Consider the following 20,288-nt stretch of genomic DNA (forward strand, 5'->3'; position numbering starts at 1 on the left):
GGAGAAATTAACCATGCAAGCTAACATGGAACCCGCCGCTGCTTCTATCAACATGCCAGTTCTCAAAGAAGGTGATTCTGGTGAAGCCGTCCGCTTCCTAGAACAGCTGCTGATCTGTTATGGCTACCCCAATTCATTTAATGCCCAGTTCGATGCATCCACAAAGAAGGCTGTAGAAGCGTTCCAAAAAGCGCAAAAACTGACAGTGGATGGAGTTGTCGGTAAAAATACCTGGCGGGCTTTGGGTAGTGCTTGTAAGCCCTAATCAGCTACTAAACAACCTGTTTGAATTCTGGTCAACCACGCATTAACTTTTGGAGAAATTAACCATGCAAGCTAACATGGAACCCGCCGCTGCTTCTATCAACATGCCAGTTCTCAAAGAAGGTGATTCTGGTGAAGCCGTCCGCTTCCTAGAACAGCTGCTGATCTGTTATGGCTACGCTAATTCATTTAATGCCCAGTTCGATGCATCCACAAAGAAGGCTGTGGAAGCGTTCCAAAAAGATCAAAAACTGACAGTGGATGGAGTTGTCGCTAAAAATACCTGGCGGGCTTTGGGTAGTGCTTGTAAGCGCTAATCAGCTACAATCTGCCCTAAGTAGAGGTTAAAAAAAAGAGCGATCGCTTTTGTTTAACGAGAGCGATCGCTCTTTTTTTTCATGCTATTTTTTACCTGCTAAAATTACCCTATAGGTTACTGTAAAAACCTAGCAATCGAGATGACTTTAGAAGAGTAGAAAAAACCAATTTTTTAGAGAGGAACCAACTCTGACTGAAGCAACTGCCACTATCAACATGCCAACGCTGCGTAAAAATGACACTGGTCTAGCCGTCAAAATACTGCAAAAGGTTCTAAACTGTTATAAGTACGGCCTTAAAGTTGACGGAATTTTCGAGGCAAAAACAGAAGCAGCAGTGAAAGATTTCCAAAAGAAATATAAGTTGACGGTCGATGGGATTGTTGGGTCTAAAACCTACAATGCCTTGGCTGATAACTAATAAAGGTAATCGGTAGGATCATTACAGCGGATTGCAAATGAGTGAGGTACACCGAAAGTTTGTGTAGCGGCAGCAAAAATGGCAGCCGCTACACAAACAAAGCGATTTCGCTGTACCTGACGCGGCTGCAAGCCGCTGTAATTGGTAGGCGGATCTGGCTGACCAAAGATAATCCTAAAAGCACAGCGATCGCTCTCTAAAAGGTGAGCGATCGCCGTTCTGATTCAAACTAATATTCACTACCTACAGCACTAGGCAATCAGCATGAAGTCTGTAGCATTTAATTTCGGGATACCTTGTAGTGTGGCAAATTGGCCTCCGTCTCCAAAGCCATCACCAATTCCATTCTGGTTGTAGAACAAGTTACCAGTACCTATGCTGTAGGTGATGAGAGCTTTACTGACACTAGCAGCTGTGTCATCAGCCACAAGTGCAAACTGATCGGCTGCAAGACCATCACCCATTGCAGTGGTCAAAGCAGTAAAAGTTGTCTTGCTCAGAACAATTGTGTCTGTCCTTGCCTTAAAGTCAGTAATGGTATCGACGCCGATAGCGATCGTGTTGAAAGCTTTGTTGGTGCCGTACAAGAAACTATCAGCACCCTGATTCCCACTCAGGAGGTCATTGCTAGCTCCACCAGAGAGGGTGTCATTGCCAGCTCCTGCTTCAATGGTGTCATTGCCATCGATAATTATGGGATAGATTTCACCGATGTAGAAGATGTCATTGTCTCCTCCACCGAAGAGCAGATCGTTGCCCGTTCCGCCTTGGAGAAGATCGCGACCTTCCTCTCCCTTCAGGGTGTCATGACCAAACCCGCCATAAAGGGTATCTTGCTCTTCTGGCGTGTCGCCAAAGTATAATTTGCTGGCGCTAGAGGTTTGTCCGCCATAGATGAGGTCATTGCCTGACCCACCGTCGAGGATGTCACTACCTCCTGGGACAAAACCCGCCCGAGTGAAGAAACCTTGCCCGCCATTGAGGGTATCATCGCCAGTTCCCCCGTCGAGATTGTCATTGAATCCCCCGCCATTGAGGGAGTCATCCCCTTGTTCGCCATGAAGGTCACTGCGATAGTCGCTGCTCAGAATGTCATCGCCAGAACCGCCATAAGCAGATCCAGAGTTGACGAAGATATGTAGGGTGTCCTGGCCCGGTCCCCCATACAGAGTAGAACGATAATGCCCATAGAGTAGGTCGTCGCCAAATCCGCCATCGAGGATTTCAGCGCCACCGTCAGAGAAGAATTGAGCCATCTCGCTGACGCCTTTGAGGGTGTCGTTGCCAGAGCCGCCCTCGAGGGTTTCAACCCCGGACACAATACCACCATAAATCAAGTCATCGCCAGCCCCACCCTTGATCAGGTTGCTAGCAATCGAATACCCGCCTCTGAGGGTGTCGTTGCCTAAGCCGCCATCGAGGGTGTCCCGATCGGAATAAGCGCCAGATCCACCAGAGATCAAGTCATTGCCGCTGCCTCCTACGAGGAGATCGCTGCCAGGGCCACCGTCGAGGGTATCGTTGCCTCTCAAGCCTAAGATGGTGTCATTACCATAAGGGTCTGAGATGATGTCATCGTCTTGAGTACCAAGGAGGTAGTCATCCATCAAAGTGCCGATTAAAGAAACCATGATGTTTTATACCTGTAAATATTTAACTGTGCTGCCAAGACTTTTTAAGCAAATCAGGCTGTTATACCTTTTTTTTCTACAACAAATAAATTATTATAGCTAGCCAAATTCATCACGCTCCCTAAAATTATTAAAACATGATTCAAGTTAGCATTGTTACCTGTTTGGCAAATTCTTACAAAAAGTTACATGGCCAGATTAAACCAGGCTGATCGATTAACTCGCTTCCAGTTAAAATTTCACTACAAAAGTTGAGCGAGCGCTCACTTCACCACAGTGGCGATCGCTAACTCTTCAAAGGCATCAATTCAGCGGTATACGAATAGGATTCAAGCTCATTGATCGCCTTTACTGCTTATACCAAGCCTTTCGCCACTGCTGCATTTGGTCGATCTCTTTTTGTTGTGAAGTTACAATCTCTTGCGCTAGCTTCTTAATTTCAGGACGCTTGGTCTTTTTAAGAGCATCTTGAGCCATTGTTAGCGCCGCTTCGTGGTGAGGAATCATCGCATCGATGAAGCGCTGGTCAAATGTTTCATCGGCAGATCCTAAATCTTGAGACATCATCATACTCTGCATTTGTTCGGGAGACATCGCCACCGTTTGACCCATTTTGGCATCATAAGCCATTGGTTGATTTCCAGCTGGCGGATACCAATTGTTCCGCCACTGTTTCATCTGCTCAATTTCTTGATTTTGAGCTTTGATAATGTTGTCAGCCAATTGTTTCATTTCAGGGCGTTTAGATTTCTGCTGGACTTCTTGAGCCATTAAAACTGCCCCTTGATGGTGCGGTGTCATCGCATCAATAAACCGCAGGTCATAGTCGGCATCTGCTGGCCCCAAATTTATCGCCATGCTGTGATTCCCACTGCTTCCATGCCCCGGATGTTCTTCAACCTTATTGCCAGCAATAGTTGCATTTGGAGTAGTGACTTGACTTGGGTTTTGAGATGTGCTTTTTGACGAGCAACTTTGAGCCAGAAATAAGGTTGAGACTATGACAATTCCGGTAACAAAAGACTTCATTGGTTACTTTATTCAGAAAAGTTTATATGTAGGGTGCTCTCTTCGGCGGAGTACGGCACCATCACACCATATGTAGGGTGCGTTAGCGATCGCGTAACTTGCATAATTCCCGATAACATAACGGTAAATTAGTCAGGCGATCGCCGATACCAAGCTAGATAAAATTGCCGCATTTGGTTAATCTCATCTGTTTGAGATTTGATAATAGAATTAGCGAGGTTGCGAATTTCCGGTTTAGTAGCGTGGTTCAGCGCCCTCCTGGACATTCTGACACCCATTTCATGATGGGGAATCATTTGACGAATAAATTCTTGGTCAAAATCAGAAGCATTTCTCAGCGCTTCTAAATCTCCCATCATATCCCCATGCCTATGCATTCCCATACCACCCATTGAGGTAGCAGGAACTTCTGTGCCGTACCAAGCTTTATACCAGGTTCGCATCTGCTGAATTTCGCGAGTTTGATCTCTTTTAATCATTTGGGCCAGTCTTCTGATTTCAGGACGTTTAGCGCGGCTTAAAGCCAGATCTGCCATGTCTATTGCTCCCTGATGGTGGGGAATCATCATTTCGATGAAATGGCGATCTGCCTGAGTCATCATCCCTCTTTGGCGAGGGGTAACTTGAGCAAATTGCTGGTGTAAATTTTGTCTTGAAGATTGAGCTAACGTGCCATTGGCAAGTACTACTCCTGTAATCCCACTGCTGGTTAATAGACTCATCAATGTGTAAATTATCACTTTCTTACTCATAGTTTCCTCCTCATTTAAGAAATCGATTGGTTGTCTTTCTCCGGACTTACGCAAGAAGATAGTATCACCTTTGTTTCTGGGTATATATTTAGTTGCAAAACGACTATTTTTCAGAGAAACTTTGGTGTTTGCCTCAGTCCTGTTTCTTTTAATATTAGGTTCAAATTTTGAGTAAGTTGTGAGTCAGCAAGCTCTTCTGGTGAATGGGCTGTTTGTAAACTCAGATATTGCACCTTGAGGCAGATCCTCAGTATTCTCGTTCCCAGGTTGAACCTGGGAACGAGATCCTGGAGGATCTGCCTCCTGTGGTGCAAGATGTAAGTAAATAAACTAAACTTTCCAGTCAACAGGAGAGTCTAGCAATCGCAATAAAAGTTTACTTTAACCAAGGCTGATTTTGGATGAGTTCTCAAATAATTACACGACTTACGCAAGACGATCCTAGAAACCCGGTTTCTTTTTGGGATCTTTAGTTTCCCAGGGACGATCTTTCCGAGAAACCGGGTTTCTTTTTGGGATCTTTAGTTTCCCAGGGACGATCTTTCCGAGAAACTTTGGTGTTTGCGTAAGTCCTATGCAAAACGCTCCCAGTATAAGGTTACTGGGAGCAACATAAAATCAATGGGACTCTATATTCCTGATGGACTTTCCACCTGTTGGATAACGCAACAATCAATTTTTTATCCGACAGCATGGTTAGCAGTAACCACGCTAACCACGAGCCAAAGTACGATTACCGTAAGAGAAATTATCGTTAACAGAACCCACGAAGCTGATGTGAATTGCGGGAAAGCCTCAGCTTGGCGAATTTTTTTCACCGCTAGGGACACTCCCCCACGGTTATCTGAGAGAAAGTCGTCGCCAATAAAAAAGTTAACTTGACCATCTGATATCAAGGTAAAGGATGTACCTTCAGCGTTAGCAAGCGCCTGTTCCGCTGTTGCATATTTTCCCGTACTGGGAACATTGATGCTAAATTCACGCGCTGCGATATTATATTCATTCACCCACCCGGTGATACAGTTTTCTCCTTTTTCGTCGCATCCGGTGGTAAAATTCCACAGACTCCAGGCATCATATTTTCCCCCTTGTGATGCGCCGATCGCCGTGACTTCATACGTTCCTGCTGTGAAGAACCGGGTGACTGGATTTGTTTTGTTATTGCTCGTTGCATCTATGTCAATAACAGTCGCAGGCTCAGTCCCGGATGATGAGCTTTTAGAGGATGTAACTTGATTGCCCATAAGTTCTTTCCTGTTCTCATTGTTTGCTTTAAGACCCAGTTTTCCAACTTAGCTGCTCTCAACTTTTGCTGTTGTAGATTCAAATCTATTGAATGTTTTAATCTTGCTGTCTTGATTTACAATTTTCAATATGTAAAACCGATAAAAATACCTTAAATTTGTAAAATTTTGTTACTATAATTTTATGTATATAAATAAAATTATAAGCTACATCTTAAAGATTGTAATTACCTGAAGGCAGCCTCTATGACAAATAATTCAGATATCCGCATCACTCCAACTGACGAACAAATCGCTCAAACCAAAAAAGCGATTGAAAGTTATTTTCTCAAATGGTGGGCTGACCCAAACAAGCGAGAAAGTGCCTGCCCTTATTACCAAATTCACCAACCGGGGAAACCAATTCGCGGTACGGTGATGGTTTTTCATGGCTTTTCTGCCAAGCCAAAGCAGATGGAAATATTAGCAGATTACCTATTTCGTAACGACTTCAATATTTATCAAATTCCTCTTGCTGGTCATGCTTTTCTACCGCCCGATAATTACTGGCCCCAAATCGATCTAAAGCCTGAATATTTTGAACCTTTGCGAGAAAGAGTACGGAAAGATCCGGTTTTAGCGGACTTTTTCTCTAATCGTAGCGGTAATAGCCTGTGGCAATTTCAGCGACTAAAGAAACGCCAGATGCTATCCCTGGTTACTCGGATATTGAAATTATCTCCCGATATGGGGGATATGATATTGGCGATTGAGGGTGACAACGACCGAGATTTCAATCGCTATTTCACCTCTTCCCATATGAATTACCTGCATGACGCTCAACAACGTTTGGCAGAATTGGATGCAATGCCAGGAGCGATTTATACGGTGGGATTATCCGTCGGAGGCGCGGTAGCTTTGGGACTAGCCGCATCGCGACCGAATCGGATTAAAAAGGTAGTCGCCTACGCTCCTTTGTTGGAGGTTGAAAATGAAATCCTGGAGCGATACATTAATTTAACCGGGCCATTAGACCTGAGACAATTTTCTTGGGAGCAAAATGTTAGTTTTCCGGTAGGTTGTTTAACTGCGGCTAACCGCTTTGGTGCATTTGTCCGCAGGGATAAAAACCTGCAAGCTTTAAAGAATATTCCCACCTGTTTAGTGCTGACAGAACATGATGACGCTACGGATAACCAGGTACTCCAGAAATTTTATAATTCTCTGGGGGGTGAAGCTAAGGGTCATCGCTGCTATCTGTATGAAGCGAGTGACCTTGTACCTCACCCGATGGTAGATCCAAGAGAAGTTAGCCAGGGGATGACTAACCACTTCTGGAAGAATTTGTACCAGGAAACATTTCGCTTTCTCACCCAGGGTGAGATTAATCCCAGTAACATGAACGGTTACGATCCAGCCGACGATCTACCGCCTCTTCCCTATTAGCGGTGGCGGTGCGTTACGCAACGCTTACGCACCCTAGGTTTAAGCTATTAACTCAAGTTGCTAGTGATAAATCATATGATATCAAATCCGGTTGCATCGGAATGATTGGCCTTTCTGGGTAATTGCTAATTGCTAATTGCTAATTGCTCCTACAGGGATTAATTCCGATGCAACGGTCAACGATATGAGATTAAAACGGGGCTTAATCTGCTGGTAGGTCAACTTGAATGGCTAGCACATCTTCCGGCACTTGGCGGATCAGATCGCCGGAGTTGGGTCTTTGCTGTTCCAGAGCAAGGCAAGGGGGTAAAGAAGGGGGATGGAACCAAGATTGGTCGAATTCTGCCCACAAACGCCGCAACTGGGGGTTAATCGCACTGTCGGCTAAAATTCCGCTGGCGATTTGGTGGATTCCCAGCAAGTCTTGTAAGTTACCGCGCAGATAAATTTTGTCGGAAACTACTGCTGCATCTACGGTCAATTTGCCTGCGATCGCATCTCGCAGCGTTGCGCTGTTACTGCGAAAATTGACGCTTGTTTGCGCCACCGGATATGCGCTCTCGACTTGGAGTTGTTCGCCGCCAGAAGCACCCACTCGCAACACAACCCCATCTAGGTCAATGATGGCAGTTTTTCCGTCTACTGTCTCTACCAATGCTTCCCAAGTCGCACCGCCAGTAGTGCGCAGGATTTCTACTAGGCTGTGCAGCCATTGAGCTAATTGAGCGTGGCGTTCAAAGGATTGACTTTGCATAAAAAAAACAATCAAATTACCAGGGATCGCAACTACAAGCGGTTATCTTTCAAGGGGATGCCTTGCACACCAATTTTATGATTTTTGCAGCAGCATGTCAGATCAAATCCGGTGGCATCGGAATGATCGGCCTTTCTTGGTAATTGCTAATTGCTAATTGCTAATTGCTAATTGCCACTACAGGTCGTAATTCTGATGCAACTGGAAACGATGTCATTGTAATAAATAGGAAATTAATGAGGATGTATGCTGCAAGTTGGTAGAAGCGCCGATGGGAAAAATAATCGGCGCGCGATCGCTCTGTCAATTCCCTTGCCTTTCTACTGCTTTCTCTAAATAAGTTTCGATCGCATCGCAAGCAGCAGAGACACCATTTTCTGCTTGGATCGAACGACCGATTTCGGCAGCTTTGGCTGCATAACTGGGGTCAAACAGCAGATGTTTGAGTTCGGCAGCAATCCGATCTGCCGTACAATGCTGACGGTCGAGCGTACGCGCTACCCCCAATCGCACCAAGCGGGCGGCGTTATCTGGCTGATCGTAAGCGCAGGGAACTACCAGCATGGGACTACCGGAACCCATAGCCTGCGCTGTTGTTCCCACCCCACCATGATGGACAATCGCTGCGGCACGGGGAAAAATTGCTGAGTGGGGGGCGTACTTTACCGCGATCGCTCCCGAAGGTAGTTGGTGAGAAGCTATGCGATCTGCCTCCTTTCCCATCAGCAAGACCGATCGGTAGCCTAACTGCTGGGCGGCGAGCGCTCCCTCTAAATAAAAGTCCCCTTGAGTCCACACCACTAACGAGCCTAAAGTGAAGACAATCGGGGGCGGCCCAGCTTGCAAAAACTGCTCCAATTCGGGAGACAAACCTTCGCGCTCTTGGTAGTTGTATAAAGGAAACCCAGTCACGCGAGTTTGAACGGGCCAGTCTGGTTGAGGAGCAGCTAGAAGCGGCGAGAATAACCCTAGCACCAACTCAGGTGAATGCTGACCTTCAAAAAACGGATCTCCTGAAGGCGGTAAACCGAGTTCAGCCCGCAACTGCCGCATCGGTGCGCTCCAAAACCGTGCCTGCCACCGGAAATAGCGATACATGCCATCGTTGGCAATTAGCGTCATGGCGCGATCAAAAGCAGATGTCGCTGAAGGTGAAAGACTGGGACAATCGTACACCGACATAAACGAAGCCGGTGATAGGGCAGCGGATACCCTGGGAGTTCCAGTTTTTTCAGCCGCCAGAATTGCTGCAAACGCAAGATGGTGCGTCACCACTAGTGAGGCTTCCCTGACCAATTCCACCAAGTCGCTGTAGGTTGCCCGCAAATGGGGCGCGATCAGATAACTAACACCGTAGTCAAGCGCCTGCTGGTTGTAAGGGAGCAACCCGATAAACTCCTCTTCTTCTGTGTTGATTAACCCGTCAGGTCTAATGCCGCGAAACTCAATGCCTTCAGATTCGATCAGGTGGCGATAGATCTGGTTCGTGGCAATCACCGCACGATGTCCCCTTTGCCGCAACTCCCTTGCGATCGCCATGTAGGGATAAACATCTCCTAACGAGCCAAAGGTGGCGATCGCTATATAATATTTGCTCGTTTTTTTGCCGTTTTTCCGACTCGATCCCAATTTGGCTTGCTGATTTATCACGTTCTGCTCCCCCTATTTGAAGATTACAGGACTTACGCGCTTGCTTCCTGGTTTCTCCCAAAAATCGTTGGTTTGGGAACGAGAGATATGCATACCCTAGCTGGCGCGAACGACCGTCGAAACCGGGTTTCTGGCCTCGTCCTGCGTAAGTCCTGGATTAATTAGCAACAACTTTTCATATTAACTCTCTAGTTGTATCTTTATTAACTTTCCCTTTCCTACTTTTCCTGCTTTTCCTGCCTGTTATTGAGCGCCATAGATTCCCAGCCTTTGAGCGATTTCTCCCCTTCTGTAAACTTTTATTACAAAATATTTTTTATCTATAGAGAGGTTATATAGTGAGAAGCGATTTTGAAACAAGGAATAGAAAAAAGATCGGCTGTACCAAGAAAAAGAAAAGAAATATAGTGGCGAGGGAGATAAAACGGGCGGCTAATGGCTCAATCAGGGGGAATGGTATCAGGAATTACGCAGTTAGGAAACTAGAAAACGGGGTTATTGGCGTAAGTAATGGGTATATGAGTAGGCAAAAAAATAGTTATAAGCTGTTAGATATTAGCTATTAAATTCGGCGTTGCTAATGGCTAATTGCTAAGGGCTAATATAGGATTTATAACGCTCGCCATAAGCAATTAGCAATTAGCAATTAGCAGCTAGTGGAGAGATAAATAGCAAATAGAGTAGAATATTTCAGAAAGCATTGTAATTCTGAAGGAACGGGATGGAAAAGAGGATAGAATACCAAGGAAAAATTAAAAAGGCTCGGCACTATTGATTATGGCTACATTCGGCAACAAAGAGAAAAATACGATCTCGTTGGGAATATTCCTGGCTCTATTAGCTGTGACGCCAAAGCCAATAGCAGCAGCGGGGATGCTCAAGCCGGTGGTGGCTAAAGCGGCAGCACCAACCTCTTTCCCGTTGCCGGCAGATGTACCCGGTAAGACAACAGTGCGGGTGGATGGATCGAGCAGCATGAAAAGAGTTAACCAAGCGCTGAAACAGCGGTTTGAGCAAAAGTTTCCCGGTACGAAAGTGGAAGTTTCCGAGCAAGGAAGCGATCGGGCGCTAAAAGAACTGGTAGAGGGAAAAATCGATCTAGCTGCGATCGGTCGTCCTTTAACCAAGAAAGAAAAAGCGCAAGGACTGGTGCAAGTTCCCTTGAGCAGACAAAAGATTGCGCTCGTGGTAGGGCCAGATAATGCCTTTAATAAAAGCTTGACCTTTGACCAATTTGCGCGGATTTTCCGCGGAGAAATTAGGAATTGGTCCCAGGTTGGGGGTAAGCCAGGGATAGTTAGGCTGATCGACCGTCCCGCTGATAGCGATACTCGAAAAGCTTTTCAAAGCTACAAAGTTTTCCAAACGGGTGGGTTTAAGACAGGATCAAACGCTGAGCAGATCGGGAAAGATAGTACGACAGAAGTTATTAAGCATCTGGGGAAAAACGGAATTGGTTATGCGATCGCAGACCAAGTACTGGGGCGGAAAAACGTGCGAATTCTGCCGATGCACGGAGTCTTACCCGACAATCCTAAATATCCTTTCTCCCAAACCTTGTATTACGTCTACAAAGGGAAAACTCCCAACCCCGCAGTCCAATGGTTTTTGGGCTATGCAACCGATACATCGAACCAGCAGGTTGTCAAACAAGCCATTTCCGATCCAACTGCACCGGATCAGACAGTTGCAGACATATCCCCCAGGGGTGGAGAAACGGCGACGTTAGACGGGAGAATACCTTGGTGGATGTGGCTGCTCTTGAGTTCCGCACTGGGAGGATTGCTTTGGTTGTGGCTAAAAAATCGAAAAGCGCTCGCAGCATCATCAGCAGCTAAGATGGCAGCAGCCGCACCAGCTGCCCTACCTGCTGCGCCTGCTGTCAGCCACCTATTTTTAGTGCCTTATGACGGCAAAAACGCCTACGCTTATTGGGAAATTGCCACAGCCCAAATCGAAGCCTTGCAACGCCAAGGGGGAAAAGAGCTACTGTTGCGGCTGTACGATATCACAAACATCGCACAAGGGGCGCATCACCCACTTCCTTGCCTACAGCAATTCGGCTGTAATCTCCAAGACCGATATTTGCTCCTCACCTTACCAGCCCTGAATCGAGATTACATCGTCGAGTTGGGATTGCTCGCCGAGACAGGGCAATGGTTATCATTAACTCGATCTGGGGCGGTGCGGGTGACCAATAACTACCCCACAGGCAATATCTTCGCCCTAGATGGCAGCAAGGGCAATGGGGAAGCCGCGTACCGCGCACCAGCGCCATCCCACAGCCGTCTATTCTTAGTACCTTATGACGGCAAAAACGCCTACGCTTATTGGGAAATTGACCCAAGGCAAATCGAAGCCTTACAACGCCAAGGGGGAGAAAAGCTAGTGTTGCGGCTGTACGATATCACCGACATTCCAGACTCAGAACAACACTCACTTGCTGGCATAGAACAGTTCGACTGTAACCCCAACGAACAATATTTCCTCCTGGCGCTACCAGCGGAGAATCGGGATTATATCGTCGAGTTGGGATTGCTCACCCAGGCAGGAAACTGGTTATCATTAACTCGATCCGGAAAGCTGCGGGTTGCCAAAAGCATTCCCACAGATGATGTCGTCCTAGCTATGATGCTGCAAGACCGCAAAAACGTCTACGCCTATTGGGAAATACCCCCAGAGTCAATACAGGCGCTTAAGCACCAAGAGTAGTGGAAAAGCTAAAGCTCTTGATTTACTTGCGAAAGTTCCCTGGGGCAATCGGTCCGCCGAGTCTAATAATTTATAGGTTCTGGTATGATGACATTGGTAGAAAAGTAGGGCTTTGGGTTAACTATCCTACGAGCCTACTTTATCTACCGACCCTCTGACCAAACTTACAGGAACGAGTTATTATTGGCCAGCATTGTTCAATCCAAAACGAGGAAGATATTATGTTAAACTTTTTGAAGAATCAAATAAAAAAGCTGACAGAACAGGCAAAAACGACAGTGCCTAGTGCCGAGTCGCAGGAATCAAGGTCGCAGGCATCAAGGTCAGAGGAATCAAGTAGTAGGACTGGCTACTATTTAATCAGAAGTAAGCTCAATGGCATGGTGTTGGATATTGCAGGCAACAACCCAGAACCTAATGCAAACGTTGTAGTTCACCCAGTTCAGGGGACTTATGGTACAGCTAATCAGCAATGGCAAATTACGGGAAATGGGTTAATAAAAAGTAGGCTCAACGGCTTCGTCCTAGATATTCAAGCAAGCAACACAGAACCTTTTACCCCAGTTGTCGTTAACCCAGTAAACGGTAGTGACGGTACGCCGAACCAGCAATGGACAAATAGTCAAGAAGGCTTGATTAAAAGTGAGATCAATGGCTTAGTGCTGGATATTCTAGGAAGCATGAACGAGCCTTTTACCCCGGTTGTAATGTACCAAGTGAATGAAACTAACGGAACGCCCAATCAGCAATGGGAATTTGTGCCGATTCCGGCAGAAGGTTTAGCAGAACCTTTATCGACATAATAGCCAATAGGAGGAGCGCTCGATGCTACAAATTTGGATATATAGGCGCTCAAGAAAAACCCCTCGGTTTTCAAGAGTAGCAAAAAACACCAAAGGCTGATGGATAAAGGAATTAGATTTGTAGAAAAATAGAGAAAATAAATGCTGCTTGAAATTTTCTTATTTGCGATATATTTCGGCTTCTTCACTTGGTTAACGTACAAACCTAAAAGCAATGGGGTAAGTCAATCAAAATTACTTCTTCCACCAGGTGATGAAGCGATTAAAATCGTCACGGCGACACCAAAGGAACAAGTGCATAACCAACCCTTAGTCGCTGTAGAAGTCAATCTAAGCAACAAGAGCAAAAACGAATATATATCGTCTCGGCTGACTGCTAGGCGGGAAGAGGTTGAGGAGAATAGCACTCAGAGCGGCAGAAGCGAGTTAAACTCAGTGGAAGGGGAGTTAGCGATCGCTTTAAATAACCAGTCAAGACAAAGCCTTCAGTTGGGGGAAATCCCAGCAACTTCAAGAGAAGAATTGAAGTATGATAATCAAATTATCAACGAGGCAGTAGAGGAATCCCGGATAGCAGTAGTTCAAAAAATTAAAGAATTTGTTGAGCAGAAAAATAATATAACAGGTTCTTATAAACCATTGTATGAATTGTTGACGGATTATCCATTCAGAATCGGCAAAATGTTGCGACCCACGATGTGTATCAGCGTCGCGAGAGCGGTGGGAGGAATGGGACAAGATGCGTTGACATCGGCAGCGGCTTTAGAACTTTATCACAACGCTTTTCTGATTCACGATGACATCGAAGACGGGTCAGAATCGCGACGGGGTAAGGGAACTTTACACGAAATAATAGGCATTCCCCGCGCGATTAATGTAGGCGATGCAACAAACGTTTTAGCCGTAGGTTTATTGTTAGAAAATTTATCAGGAATCGGAGTTGCCAAAGCGCTAAACGTGCTGCATGAAATCGAGTTCATGGCGCAGCAATCTGTCGAAGGACAGGCGATGGAATTAGATTGGGTAGCCAGCAACGCCTCAAATCTAACCGACCAAGACTATTTTAAAATGTGCGTCAAAAAAACTTGCTGGTATACGTTTATTACTCCCTGCAGAATTGGTTTGATTGTCGGACATCCATCAGCAAGTGGGAAGGATTTGGTTAAACAGTTGGCGGGGGTAACTCGATTTGGCATGATTTTAGGAATTGCGTTTCAGATTCAAGACGATTTGTTGAATTTGCAGGGGAAAATAGAAACATATGGAAAAGAAATTGGGGGAGATATTTACGAAGGGAAACGCACGTTAATGCTAAATCACGTTTTGGCACACAGTGGGAAAGCCGCTGAGCAAATATTAGAAATTTTAGCCTTACCCCGAGAGAAAAAAACGCCAGACCAGCTGGCATTTATTATGGAACAAATGCAGCTGTGTGGTAGTATCGAACATGGGTGGAAAGTGGCGCGCTCGCTAGCCAAAAAAGCAGAAGAAATTTTTGAAAGTCTAGATTTTATTCGACCCTCAACCGCCCTACGACCCGAAGAACAATGGGGATGCCCAGTCCACGACGGTCGATTTATTAAAGAACTAATCAACTATGTAATCTATCGAAATGTGTGAAGCCCGGAAAAGTACAAAAATTACGCACGACGAGGTCAGAAACCCGGTTTCTTTGTTGATATCTCGTTGCCAAACCCACGATTGTCGCATCACCTTTGTTTCTTTGTTGATATCTCGTTGCCAAACCTTGTCGCATCACCTTTGTTTCTTCATTGATATCTGGTTGCCAAACCAAGGATTGTCGTATCACCTTTGTTTCTTTGCCTAAGTCCTGAAGTAGTAAAATCAGAGAAATTTAATGAGTGGCTATCCCCAGTTGAAAATAAAAGTTAATCCAGGGTCAACATTGGTTATCCACCTGTTAATTGATAGCCAAATAAGTGAAAAATTATTGTTCCGTCCAACCCTAGATGATTGGGTGGTAGATAACGGTGAAGTTCTGGATATGCATAGCAGCATTCAACCCCCTTATCTCTATCTATATCAGGAAAAGTTTAACCAAAAAATCACAGTAAAAATACCTTTTATATTGCCACCAGGAAAGAGTATCAAAAGTTGGTTACGCTTTCCGGGAATGGTTGAAGAAGCGATTCCCATCTCAATAGAAATTGTGTCACCAGAATGGGGAAAAGAGCAAGCTCAAACGGTCGAAGTTTCCTTGCCAGTGACTTTACCCTGCACTTCGATTGGGAGAAACTTGTTGCCCGCCGCCGTAGACCAAACAACAGCGGGATGTTTTGGTTTGATATCAGGAGTGATGGATCTAGATAAACTGCCATCGCGGTGGTTGGCGGCGGAACTATTAGCGATTTTATGTGAGAAAGGAGAGGAATACGCCCAAAGAGAATCGGGGGCGGAGTTACTTGCTAGACTAAAGACAACTGCCTGGTTTAAAAATAGAGCGATCGCTTTCGCATCCGCGCAAATTCCCAACTGGATCGCCGATAGCCTCAAAACTACAAATATCATCTTCGGCGGTCATAGCTTAGTCAATATTTGGGAACAATGGCTGTTAAGTCTGGCACCAGGAACAAAAGCAGAAGTTTTCATCGCCAAACAAGAAAGATATGCCGAAAATTGGTTGGCGGGAATACTTTTAGGAATAGGGCAAATCAACCCGAGAATTGGTAATAAATTGAAAGAGATTGCTGCTGGGGAAAGCTTGAACGGCGAAAGCGCTAACAATTTCATCTTTGCACTACCAGATTTAGATAAACTTCCAGCCCGTTGGCTAGTAGTAGAATTGTTGCTCATACTGTGCATTCAAGGCGACAAATACGGACAAACCAAAGCCGGGAGGGCATTATTAGCGCAGTTAAACCAAACCGATTTCTTTAACAACGGAGTACTAGCTTTCGCCGCCGCACAAGTCCCCCGTTGGCTAACCATAACTCACCAAGCCGCATCAGCCTATCACGCTTCAGTTGGCACTAAAATCGGTCAAGGTGGTTTGCTGCCAATGGCAGAACAATGGCTTTTAGGTGAGATGAAAAGTGAAATTTCTGTATGCGGTGCGACGGCAGACGCCTTCGTAGAATCGATGGGTATGGATGCAAAACGCTGGTTTAGTTGCGTTGTTTTGGGACTAGGGGTAGTATCGCCAAGAATGGGTGGTGTATTGGGCGCGATCGCTTCGGATCAAAGCACAACCCCCCTCCCCTCTCCAACACCTTCCCAACAAACCAAAAAAGGCAATCTTTTTCCAGAAGGAGGATCGCTACAAAGATGACCATCGACGAACAATTACTAGCCCGCGTTGAAGCCTTACGCATCCCATTAGATGACCCCGCCTCCCCCATCGACTGGAAAGATTGGTATCACTTTGTCCTATTAGATAGAGAGGGAAAAGTGCGAATACTGGTCAACATTACCTTGAGCGGCAGACCAGGACAAGGAGAAATTCAAGTAAGTTTTTTAGTCAACATAGCCAACGAACAACTTGCCCCAGAATACCAAATCGATGCGAGTTTACCAACCTTCGGTACAGCCTTCAGCTTAGAATGGCAATCCGACATGGTGCGTCGAAATCCCTTGCGGATTCAAGCAGCAGGAATCTTGCTAGAAATTAACGGCAAGCACTCAACAATAGAAGTCCAAGATCAAAGGATGCAATTATCGATTCGCTTGCAAGGAGAAGCCCAAGCCGCACCCTTATTAGTCACAGAAGATTCGCCTTTCGGCACAGGTTTCATCGGCTGGGGTATAGTACCCGGTTTGCAACTAACAGGAGAATTATCAGTAGGCGGGCAAAACTTCAATATCGAACCAAATTGGTATAGCTATCACGATCGCAACTTTGGGCGCTTTCGTTGGGGAGACGATATTGGTTGGGAATGGTTTGTCGCCTTTGCTACTTGCGAAGACGGCAGAAAATTAACCCTAGTTCTGGACCAACCCAGCAACAAAGACCATTCCCTCAAAGGCTTATCCTACATTTTTGTATATATAGATAACGAATTATACAAAATATTTCTCGGTTCTAATTTACGCATTAATTGGAACTGGTCCCGCGACGCAATATTACCCGTGCGCCTACCTGGAAACATGGCTTCCCTGTTTAGCGATCGCACAATAAAAGTCCCCCAAACCTTGCAAGTCGAAGTCACCGATCTACAAGAGAGATTATTACTAAACGTCAATTTTGATACCGCAATAGAGCTAGTAGTTCCCGACAACCAAGACCGCCAATACACCTTCATTGAAGAAGTAACAGGCAGCCTCGAAGTCAGCTTATTTCTTCCCGGAGAAACGCTGCAAGCAAAAGGCTTAATTTATGGAGAATATGTCTTGTGAGGGATGCTAATTTTACCTTCTTCCCTCTTCTTTTCTCTTACCTCTGCGTCCTCTGTGCCTCGTTCAATCTGAAACTAGGTAAGTGTAACAGGAATTACGCAAACACCAAAGTTTCTATGATATCAAATACGGTTGCATCGGAATGATCGGCCTTTCTTGCCAATTGCTAATTGCTAATTGCTAATTGCAAGCTTGCTAATTTTACATACAGGTCGTAATTCCGATGCAACGGTCAACGATATGAATTGCACTTTGGACAAAGAGAAGGTTGGCTTCGCGAGTATGTAATATCATGTCCGCGAGAGATCGGTAGTGTATGGATGGCTAATTGCTCGCTTGCTAATTGCGAGCTTTTCAATTGCCAAAAGAGCAGCCATTAGCGATTAGCTATTAAGTAGGTGAATATAAATAAACTCACCACAATGGCGGGCGAGACGCCCACCCCACAAGAGAGCTGAAATTATTGTGGGGTGGGCGTCCCGCCCGCCCCGCGCTTACATAACTATTTTCACTTTATTTACCTGCACCTACTTAGCAGTTTTTCAGCCCTGGCATCATTGTCGATGTTCCCCTTGTTTGAAGAGCGAATCATCGAGGAACGGTTAAAAACTAATAAGAAATCGAGCCGGAACCGAATTAAAACGTTAGAATTAAAACAGGTAATTTATCAAAGCATAAAAAGGCCAGCCTGGAGGTGTGAAAGTTGAGTAAAACACCTCTAACATCTTCCCCAGTTCAAGCTCGCCAGACCAGACAGCAATTTGTTGAGCCAGAACAGCAACTGTCTTACGAACTGGGTAAGGCGGTGCAAGAGTTACCGCCTTTGTACGCACGATTGTTAGCGGGGAGCATTAGCTTGCTGATAATTGGGGCGATCGCATGGGCGCATTTCAGCCTGGTGGATGAGGTAGCCGTCGCGCCAGGAGAGTTGATACCCTCGGCGCCGGTAAGACCAGTGCGATCGCTAGGTGAAGGAATCATTCGCACAGTGTTCGTCAAAGAAGGCGATCGCGTCCAAAAAGGCGATGTTTTAATCGAACGCGACCCAGCTTTACCCCAAGCTGAAGTTGACCGCCTCGCCAAATCTGCCCAGCTAATTCGGGAAGACATCAGACGTTTGGAAGCCGAAAGAACGGGAGCCAAAACAGCCGGAACGATGCTGCAAGACCAGCTCTTATTTGCTCGCATCCGCGACTTTGAAGCGCGTCAAGCTGCTGCCATAGCAGAAGCAAATCGCCAACTTGCTATTATCAATGCCGCCAAAGTTCAAAAAACTCGCCTGGAAGAAAACTTAGTCAACGCTAAAACTAACTTAGACAACACCAAAACCTACCTCGCCAACGCCAAAAGCATTTTGCCAAATGTAGAAACCAGTCTGGGACTAGCTCAAAAAAGGGAACAAGCCTTAAAAACTTTAGTCGTTGAAGGTGCTATCCCTCGACTCGATTACTTGGAAGCGCAAGATAGAGTGAATAGAACTCAAGCCGAGGTTACTAGAGCGCAAGACAACATCACCAAAGCTCAAAATGAAGTCACTAATGCACAAGACAAAGTAACCTCCCTGGAAAAAGATATCGCTGCCCAACAGCAAGAAATTAACCAAGCCGAACAAGCTTATCAAGCTGCTCGCAATCAAGCCGCTCGTTTAGCTTCCGAACGCCAGAGCGAAATCATCACCCAACTCAACAAACGCAGCGAAGAACTAGCAGCTTTTGAAGGTCAACTACAACAGGCTAAGAAACAACGAGAATTAGAAACTATTCAAGCACCGATTCCCGGAACAGTTTACAGCATTAAAGCAACAAAAGGCCCCGTGCAACCCGGTGAAGAATTGCTCTCCCTGCTGCCCCAAGGCGAAGAACTCGTGCTAGAAGTGAAAGTCCTCAATCGCGATATTGGGTTTATTCATCAGGGGATGAAAGCCAAGGTGAAAATGGCAACTTTTCCGTTTCAGGAATTTGGCACGATTGACGGCACGGTGATGCAAATTAGTCCGAATGCCATTGTTGATAAGGACTTAGGCATGGTTTTTCCTACCCGAATCAGACTCAATCAACACTCAATTCAAGTTCGGGGTCAAGAAGTCGCGTTTACTACCGGCATGGCAGCTACGGGAGAAATTGTCACGCGCCAGAAATCTGTCCTGACTTTCTTAATCGAGCCAGTTACGCGCCGGTTTAGTGAGGCTTTCTCCGTGAGGTAACTAATATCATGTCCTGAGGTATCGGTAGTGTATGGATGGCTAATTGCTAATTGCTAATTGCTCGCTTGCTAATTCAATTGCCTCCAGAGCAGCCATGAGCGATTAGCTATTAGCAGTTACACAACCGTTGCGAAGGGACATGATATAAGTCAACCAATTGACACTCCCCTGCCTGAAGACCTGATCGTTACCCACATTTTTTTAGGAGTCTGATTAACGCTTTCCCTGTCAGTTTGTCAGGGATTTTAATCCCTAGCTAATAGCGAAAGTCCACGTCATGGACTCGAAAGATTTCTTTAGTCCACTTAAGTGGACTTTCGCTATTAGCCCTGCACTTAAGTGCAGGGCGGGTTGTTGACGATATCTGGGTAACGACAAGCCCTTAAGGGTGCCTGCACAAACTTTCGGTGTACCTCATACGGCTGCAAACCGCTATAATTACAGGACTTATATCGTGTCCGGTTGCATCGGTTGCGTTTGGAGAGCAAAGGGGATGGGGGAGCAAAGGGGATGGGGGAGAAAAAACGCTTTTTCGCACAATCAACTATACACAACTGATCTCTCGCGGACATGATATAACAGAGGAGGTTGGGGGTAAGGGTGCAAGTCCGATGTAACCGTACTTGATATTACGCAAACACCAAAGTTTCTCTGAAAAATCTTTGCTTTGAAAACTAGAGATATAGGTCGAAACAAAGGTGATGGCCTCGACGTGCGTAAGTTCTGAATT

General features: G+C 45.7%; 17 protein-coding genes. 11 read left to right on the forward strand and 6 right to left on the reverse strand.

The features are described from left to right. From MiSe_RS30425 to MiSe_RS30440, 4 genes are all read left to right on the forward strand, one after another. On the forward strand, nucleotides 1-265 hold a 265-nt coding region (locus MiSe_RS30425), incomplete at its 5' end, for a peptidoglycan-binding domain-containing protein (protein ID WP_226587347.1). A gap of 64 nt (nucleotides 266-329) precedes the next feature. After that, a complete protein-coding gene (locus MiSe_RS30430; protein ID WP_226587348.1) occupies nucleotides 330-581 on the forward strand; it encodes a peptidoglycan-binding domain-containing protein in 252 nt (83 codons plus the stop codon). 217 nt (nucleotides 582-798) lie between these two features. Beyond that, entirely contained in the window at nucleotides 799-1,002 is a 204-nt protein-coding gene (locus MiSe_RS30435; protein WP_226587349.1) for a peptidoglycan-binding domain-containing protein, read from the forward strand. A gap of 41 nt (nucleotides 1,003-1,043) precedes the next feature. Beyond that, nucleotides 1,044-1,202 (forward strand): hypothetical protein, encoded by a 159-nt coding sequence (locus MiSe_RS30440; protein ID WP_226587350.1) that lies wholly within the window; start codon nucleotides 1,044-1,046, stop codon nucleotides 1,200-1,202. A 51-nt stretch (nucleotides 1,203-1,253) separates the two neighbouring features. On the opposite strand, the gene MiSe_RS30445 is transcribed toward MiSe_RS30440, so the two are convergent. The 4 genes from MiSe_RS30445 to MiSe_RS30460 form a co-directional block, all read right to left on the reverse strand. Further along, nucleotides 1,254-2,633, reverse strand: a complete 1,380-nt coding sequence (locus MiSe_RS30445) for a calcium-binding protein (protein ID WP_226587351.1) — start codon at nucleotides 2,631-2,633, stop codon at nucleotides 1,254-1,256. A gap of 348 nt (nucleotides 2,634-2,981) precedes the next feature. Further along, complete coding sequence (locus MiSe_RS30450) at nucleotides 2,982-3,662, reverse strand: DUF305 domain-containing protein (RefSeq protein ID WP_226587352.1); 681 nt, start codon at nucleotides 3,660-3,662, stop codon at nucleotides 2,982-2,984. 128 nt (nucleotides 3,663-3,790) lie between these two features. Beyond that, nucleotides 3,791-4,414, reverse strand: a complete 624-nt coding sequence (locus MiSe_RS30455) for a DUF305 domain-containing protein (RefSeq protein WP_226587353.1) — start codon at nucleotides 4,412-4,414, stop codon at nucleotides 3,791-3,793. Between the two features lie 680 nt (nucleotides 4,415-5,094). Further along, complete coding sequence (locus MiSe_RS30460) at nucleotides 5,095-5,658, reverse strand: hypothetical protein (RefSeq protein ID WP_226587354.1); 564 nt, start codon at nucleotides 5,656-5,658, stop codon at nucleotides 5,095-5,097. A 246-nt stretch (nucleotides 5,659-5,904) separates the two neighbouring features. On the opposite strand from MiSe_RS30460, the gene MiSe_RS30465 reads away from it, so the two are divergent. Beyond that, nucleotides 5,905-7,083, forward strand: coding sequence for an alpha/beta hydrolase (locus tag MiSe_RS30465; RefSeq protein WP_226587355.1), 1,179 nt, complete (start codon nucleotides 5,905-5,907; stop codon nucleotides 7,081-7,083). A 202-nt stretch (nucleotides 7,084-7,285) separates the two neighbouring features. Here the strand turns inward: MiSe_RS30465 and MiSe_RS30470 are convergent, their stop codons facing one another. Together MiSe_RS30470 and MiSe_RS30475 are read right to left on the reverse strand one after the other, a co-directional pair. Further along, nucleotides 7,286-7,837: an SCP2 sterol-binding domain-containing protein gene (locus tag MiSe_RS30470; RefSeq protein ID WP_226587356.1), complete on the reverse strand. Its 552-nt coding sequence runs from the start codon at nucleotides 7,835-7,837 to the stop codon at nucleotides 7,286-7,288. A 303-nt stretch (nucleotides 7,838-8,140) separates the two neighbouring features. Next, nucleotides 8,141-9,487, reverse strand: a complete 1,347-nt coding sequence (locus MiSe_RS30475) for a glycosyltransferase (protein WP_226587357.1) — start codon at nucleotides 9,485-9,487, stop codon at nucleotides 8,141-8,143. Nucleotides 9,488-10,264: 777 nt separating this feature from the next. On the opposite strand from MiSe_RS30475, the gene MiSe_RS30480 reads away from it, so the two are divergent. The 6 genes from MiSe_RS30480 (at nucleotide 10,265) to MiSe_RS30505 (ending at nucleotide 19,558) form a co-directional block, all read left to right on the forward strand. Further along, nucleotides 10,265-12,199 carry a DUF4912 domain-containing protein gene (locus MiSe_RS30480; protein WP_226587358.1) on the forward strand — a complete coding sequence of 645 codons (1,935 nt, stop codon included), beginning with the start codon at nucleotides 10,265-10,267 and terminating at the stop codon, nucleotides 12,197-12,199. A gap of 221 nt (nucleotides 12,200-12,420) precedes the next feature. Beyond that, nucleotides 12,421-13,002, forward strand: coding sequence for an RICIN domain-containing protein (locus MiSe_RS30485; RefSeq protein ID WP_226587359.1), 582 nt, complete (start codon nucleotides 12,421-12,423; stop codon nucleotides 13,000-13,002). 141 nt (nucleotides 13,003-13,143) lie between these two features. Then, entirely contained in the window at nucleotides 13,144-14,622 is a 1,479-nt protein-coding gene (locus MiSe_RS30490) for a polyprenyl synthetase family protein (protein WP_226587360.1), read from the forward strand. Nucleotides 14,623-14,860: 238 nt separating this feature from the next. After that, nucleotides 14,861-16,291, forward strand: coding sequence for a hypothetical protein (locus tag MiSe_RS30495; RefSeq protein WP_226587361.1), 1,431 nt, complete (start codon nucleotides 14,861-14,863; stop codon nucleotides 16,289-16,291). Further along, nucleotides 16,288-17,355 carry a hypothetical protein gene (locus MiSe_RS30500; RefSeq protein ID WP_226587362.1) on the forward strand — a complete coding sequence of 356 codons (1,068 nt, stop codon included), beginning with the start codon at nucleotides 16,288-16,290 and terminating at the stop codon, nucleotides 17,353-17,355. The genes MiSe_RS30495 and MiSe_RS30500 overlap by 4 nt, the downstream gene beginning before the upstream one ends. Nucleotides 17,356-18,058: 703 nt before the next feature. Further along, entirely contained in the window at nucleotides 18,059-19,558 is a 1,500-nt protein-coding gene (locus MiSe_RS30505) for a beta-barrel domain-containing protein (RefSeq protein WP_307731568.1), read from the forward strand. Nucleotides 19,559-20,288 lie beyond the last annotated feature (730 nt).

Origin of the sequence: Microseira wollei NIES-4236 (genome assembly GCF_020521235.1) — a bacterium.
In the GTDB taxonomy this organism is placed as follows: Bacteria; Cyanobacteriota; Cyanobacteriia; order Cyanobacteriales; family Aerosakkonemataceae; genus Microseira; species Microseira wollei.

Excerpts from the sequence above, each read along its gene's own strand:
- MiSe_RS30435 (WP_226587349.1), top strand. The coding sequence starts at position 799 with ATGCCAACGCTGCGTAAAAATGACACTGGTCTAGCCGTCAAAATACTG.
- MiSe_RS30480 (WP_226587358.1), top strand. The coding sequence starts at position 10,265 with ATGGCTACATTCGGCAACAAAGAGAAAAATACGATCTCGTTGGGAATA.
- MiSe_RS30490 (WP_226587360.1), top strand. The coding sequence starts at position 13,144 with ATGCTGCTTGAAATTTTCTTATTTGCGATATATTTCGGCTTCTTCACT.
- MiSe_RS30495 (WP_226587361.1), top strand. The coding sequence starts at position 14,861 with ATGAGTGGCTATCCCCAGTTGAAAATAAAAGTTAATCCAGGGTCAACA.
- MiSe_RS30460 (WP_226587354.1), bottom strand. The coding sequence starts at position 5,658 with ATGGGCAATCAAGTTACATCCTCTAAAAGCTCATCATCCGGGACTGAG.
- MiSe_RS30470 (WP_226587356.1), bottom strand. The coding sequence starts at position 7,837 with ATGCAAAGTCAATCCTTTGAACGCCACGCTCAATTAGCTCAATGGCTG.
- MiSe_RS30450 (WP_226587352.1), bottom strand. The coding sequence starts at position 3,662 with ATGAAGTCTTTTGTTACCGGAATTGTCATAGTCTCAACCTTATTTCTG.
- MiSe_RS30455 (WP_226587353.1), bottom strand. The coding sequence starts at position 4,414 with ATGAGTAAGAAAGTGATAATTTACACATTGATGAGTCTATTAACCAGC.
- MiSe_RS30430 (WP_226587348.1), top strand. The coding sequence starts at position 330 with ATGCAAGCTAACATGGAACCCGCCGCTGCTTCTATCAACATGCCAGTT.
- MiSe_RS30485 (WP_226587359.1), top strand. The coding sequence starts at position 12,421 with ATGTTAAACTTTTTGAAGAATCAAATAAAAAAGCTGACAGAACAGGCA.
- MiSe_RS30445 (WP_226587351.1), bottom strand. The coding sequence starts at position 2,633 with ATGGTTTCTTTAATCGGCACTTTGATGGATGACTACCTCCTTGGTACT.
- MiSe_RS30465 (WP_226587355.1), top strand. The coding sequence starts at position 5,905 with ATGACAAATAATTCAGATATCCGCATCACTCCAACTGACGAACAAATC.
- MiSe_RS30500 (WP_226587362.1), top strand. The coding sequence starts at position 16,288 with ATGACCATCGACGAACAATTACTAGCCCGCGTTGAAGCCTTACGCATC.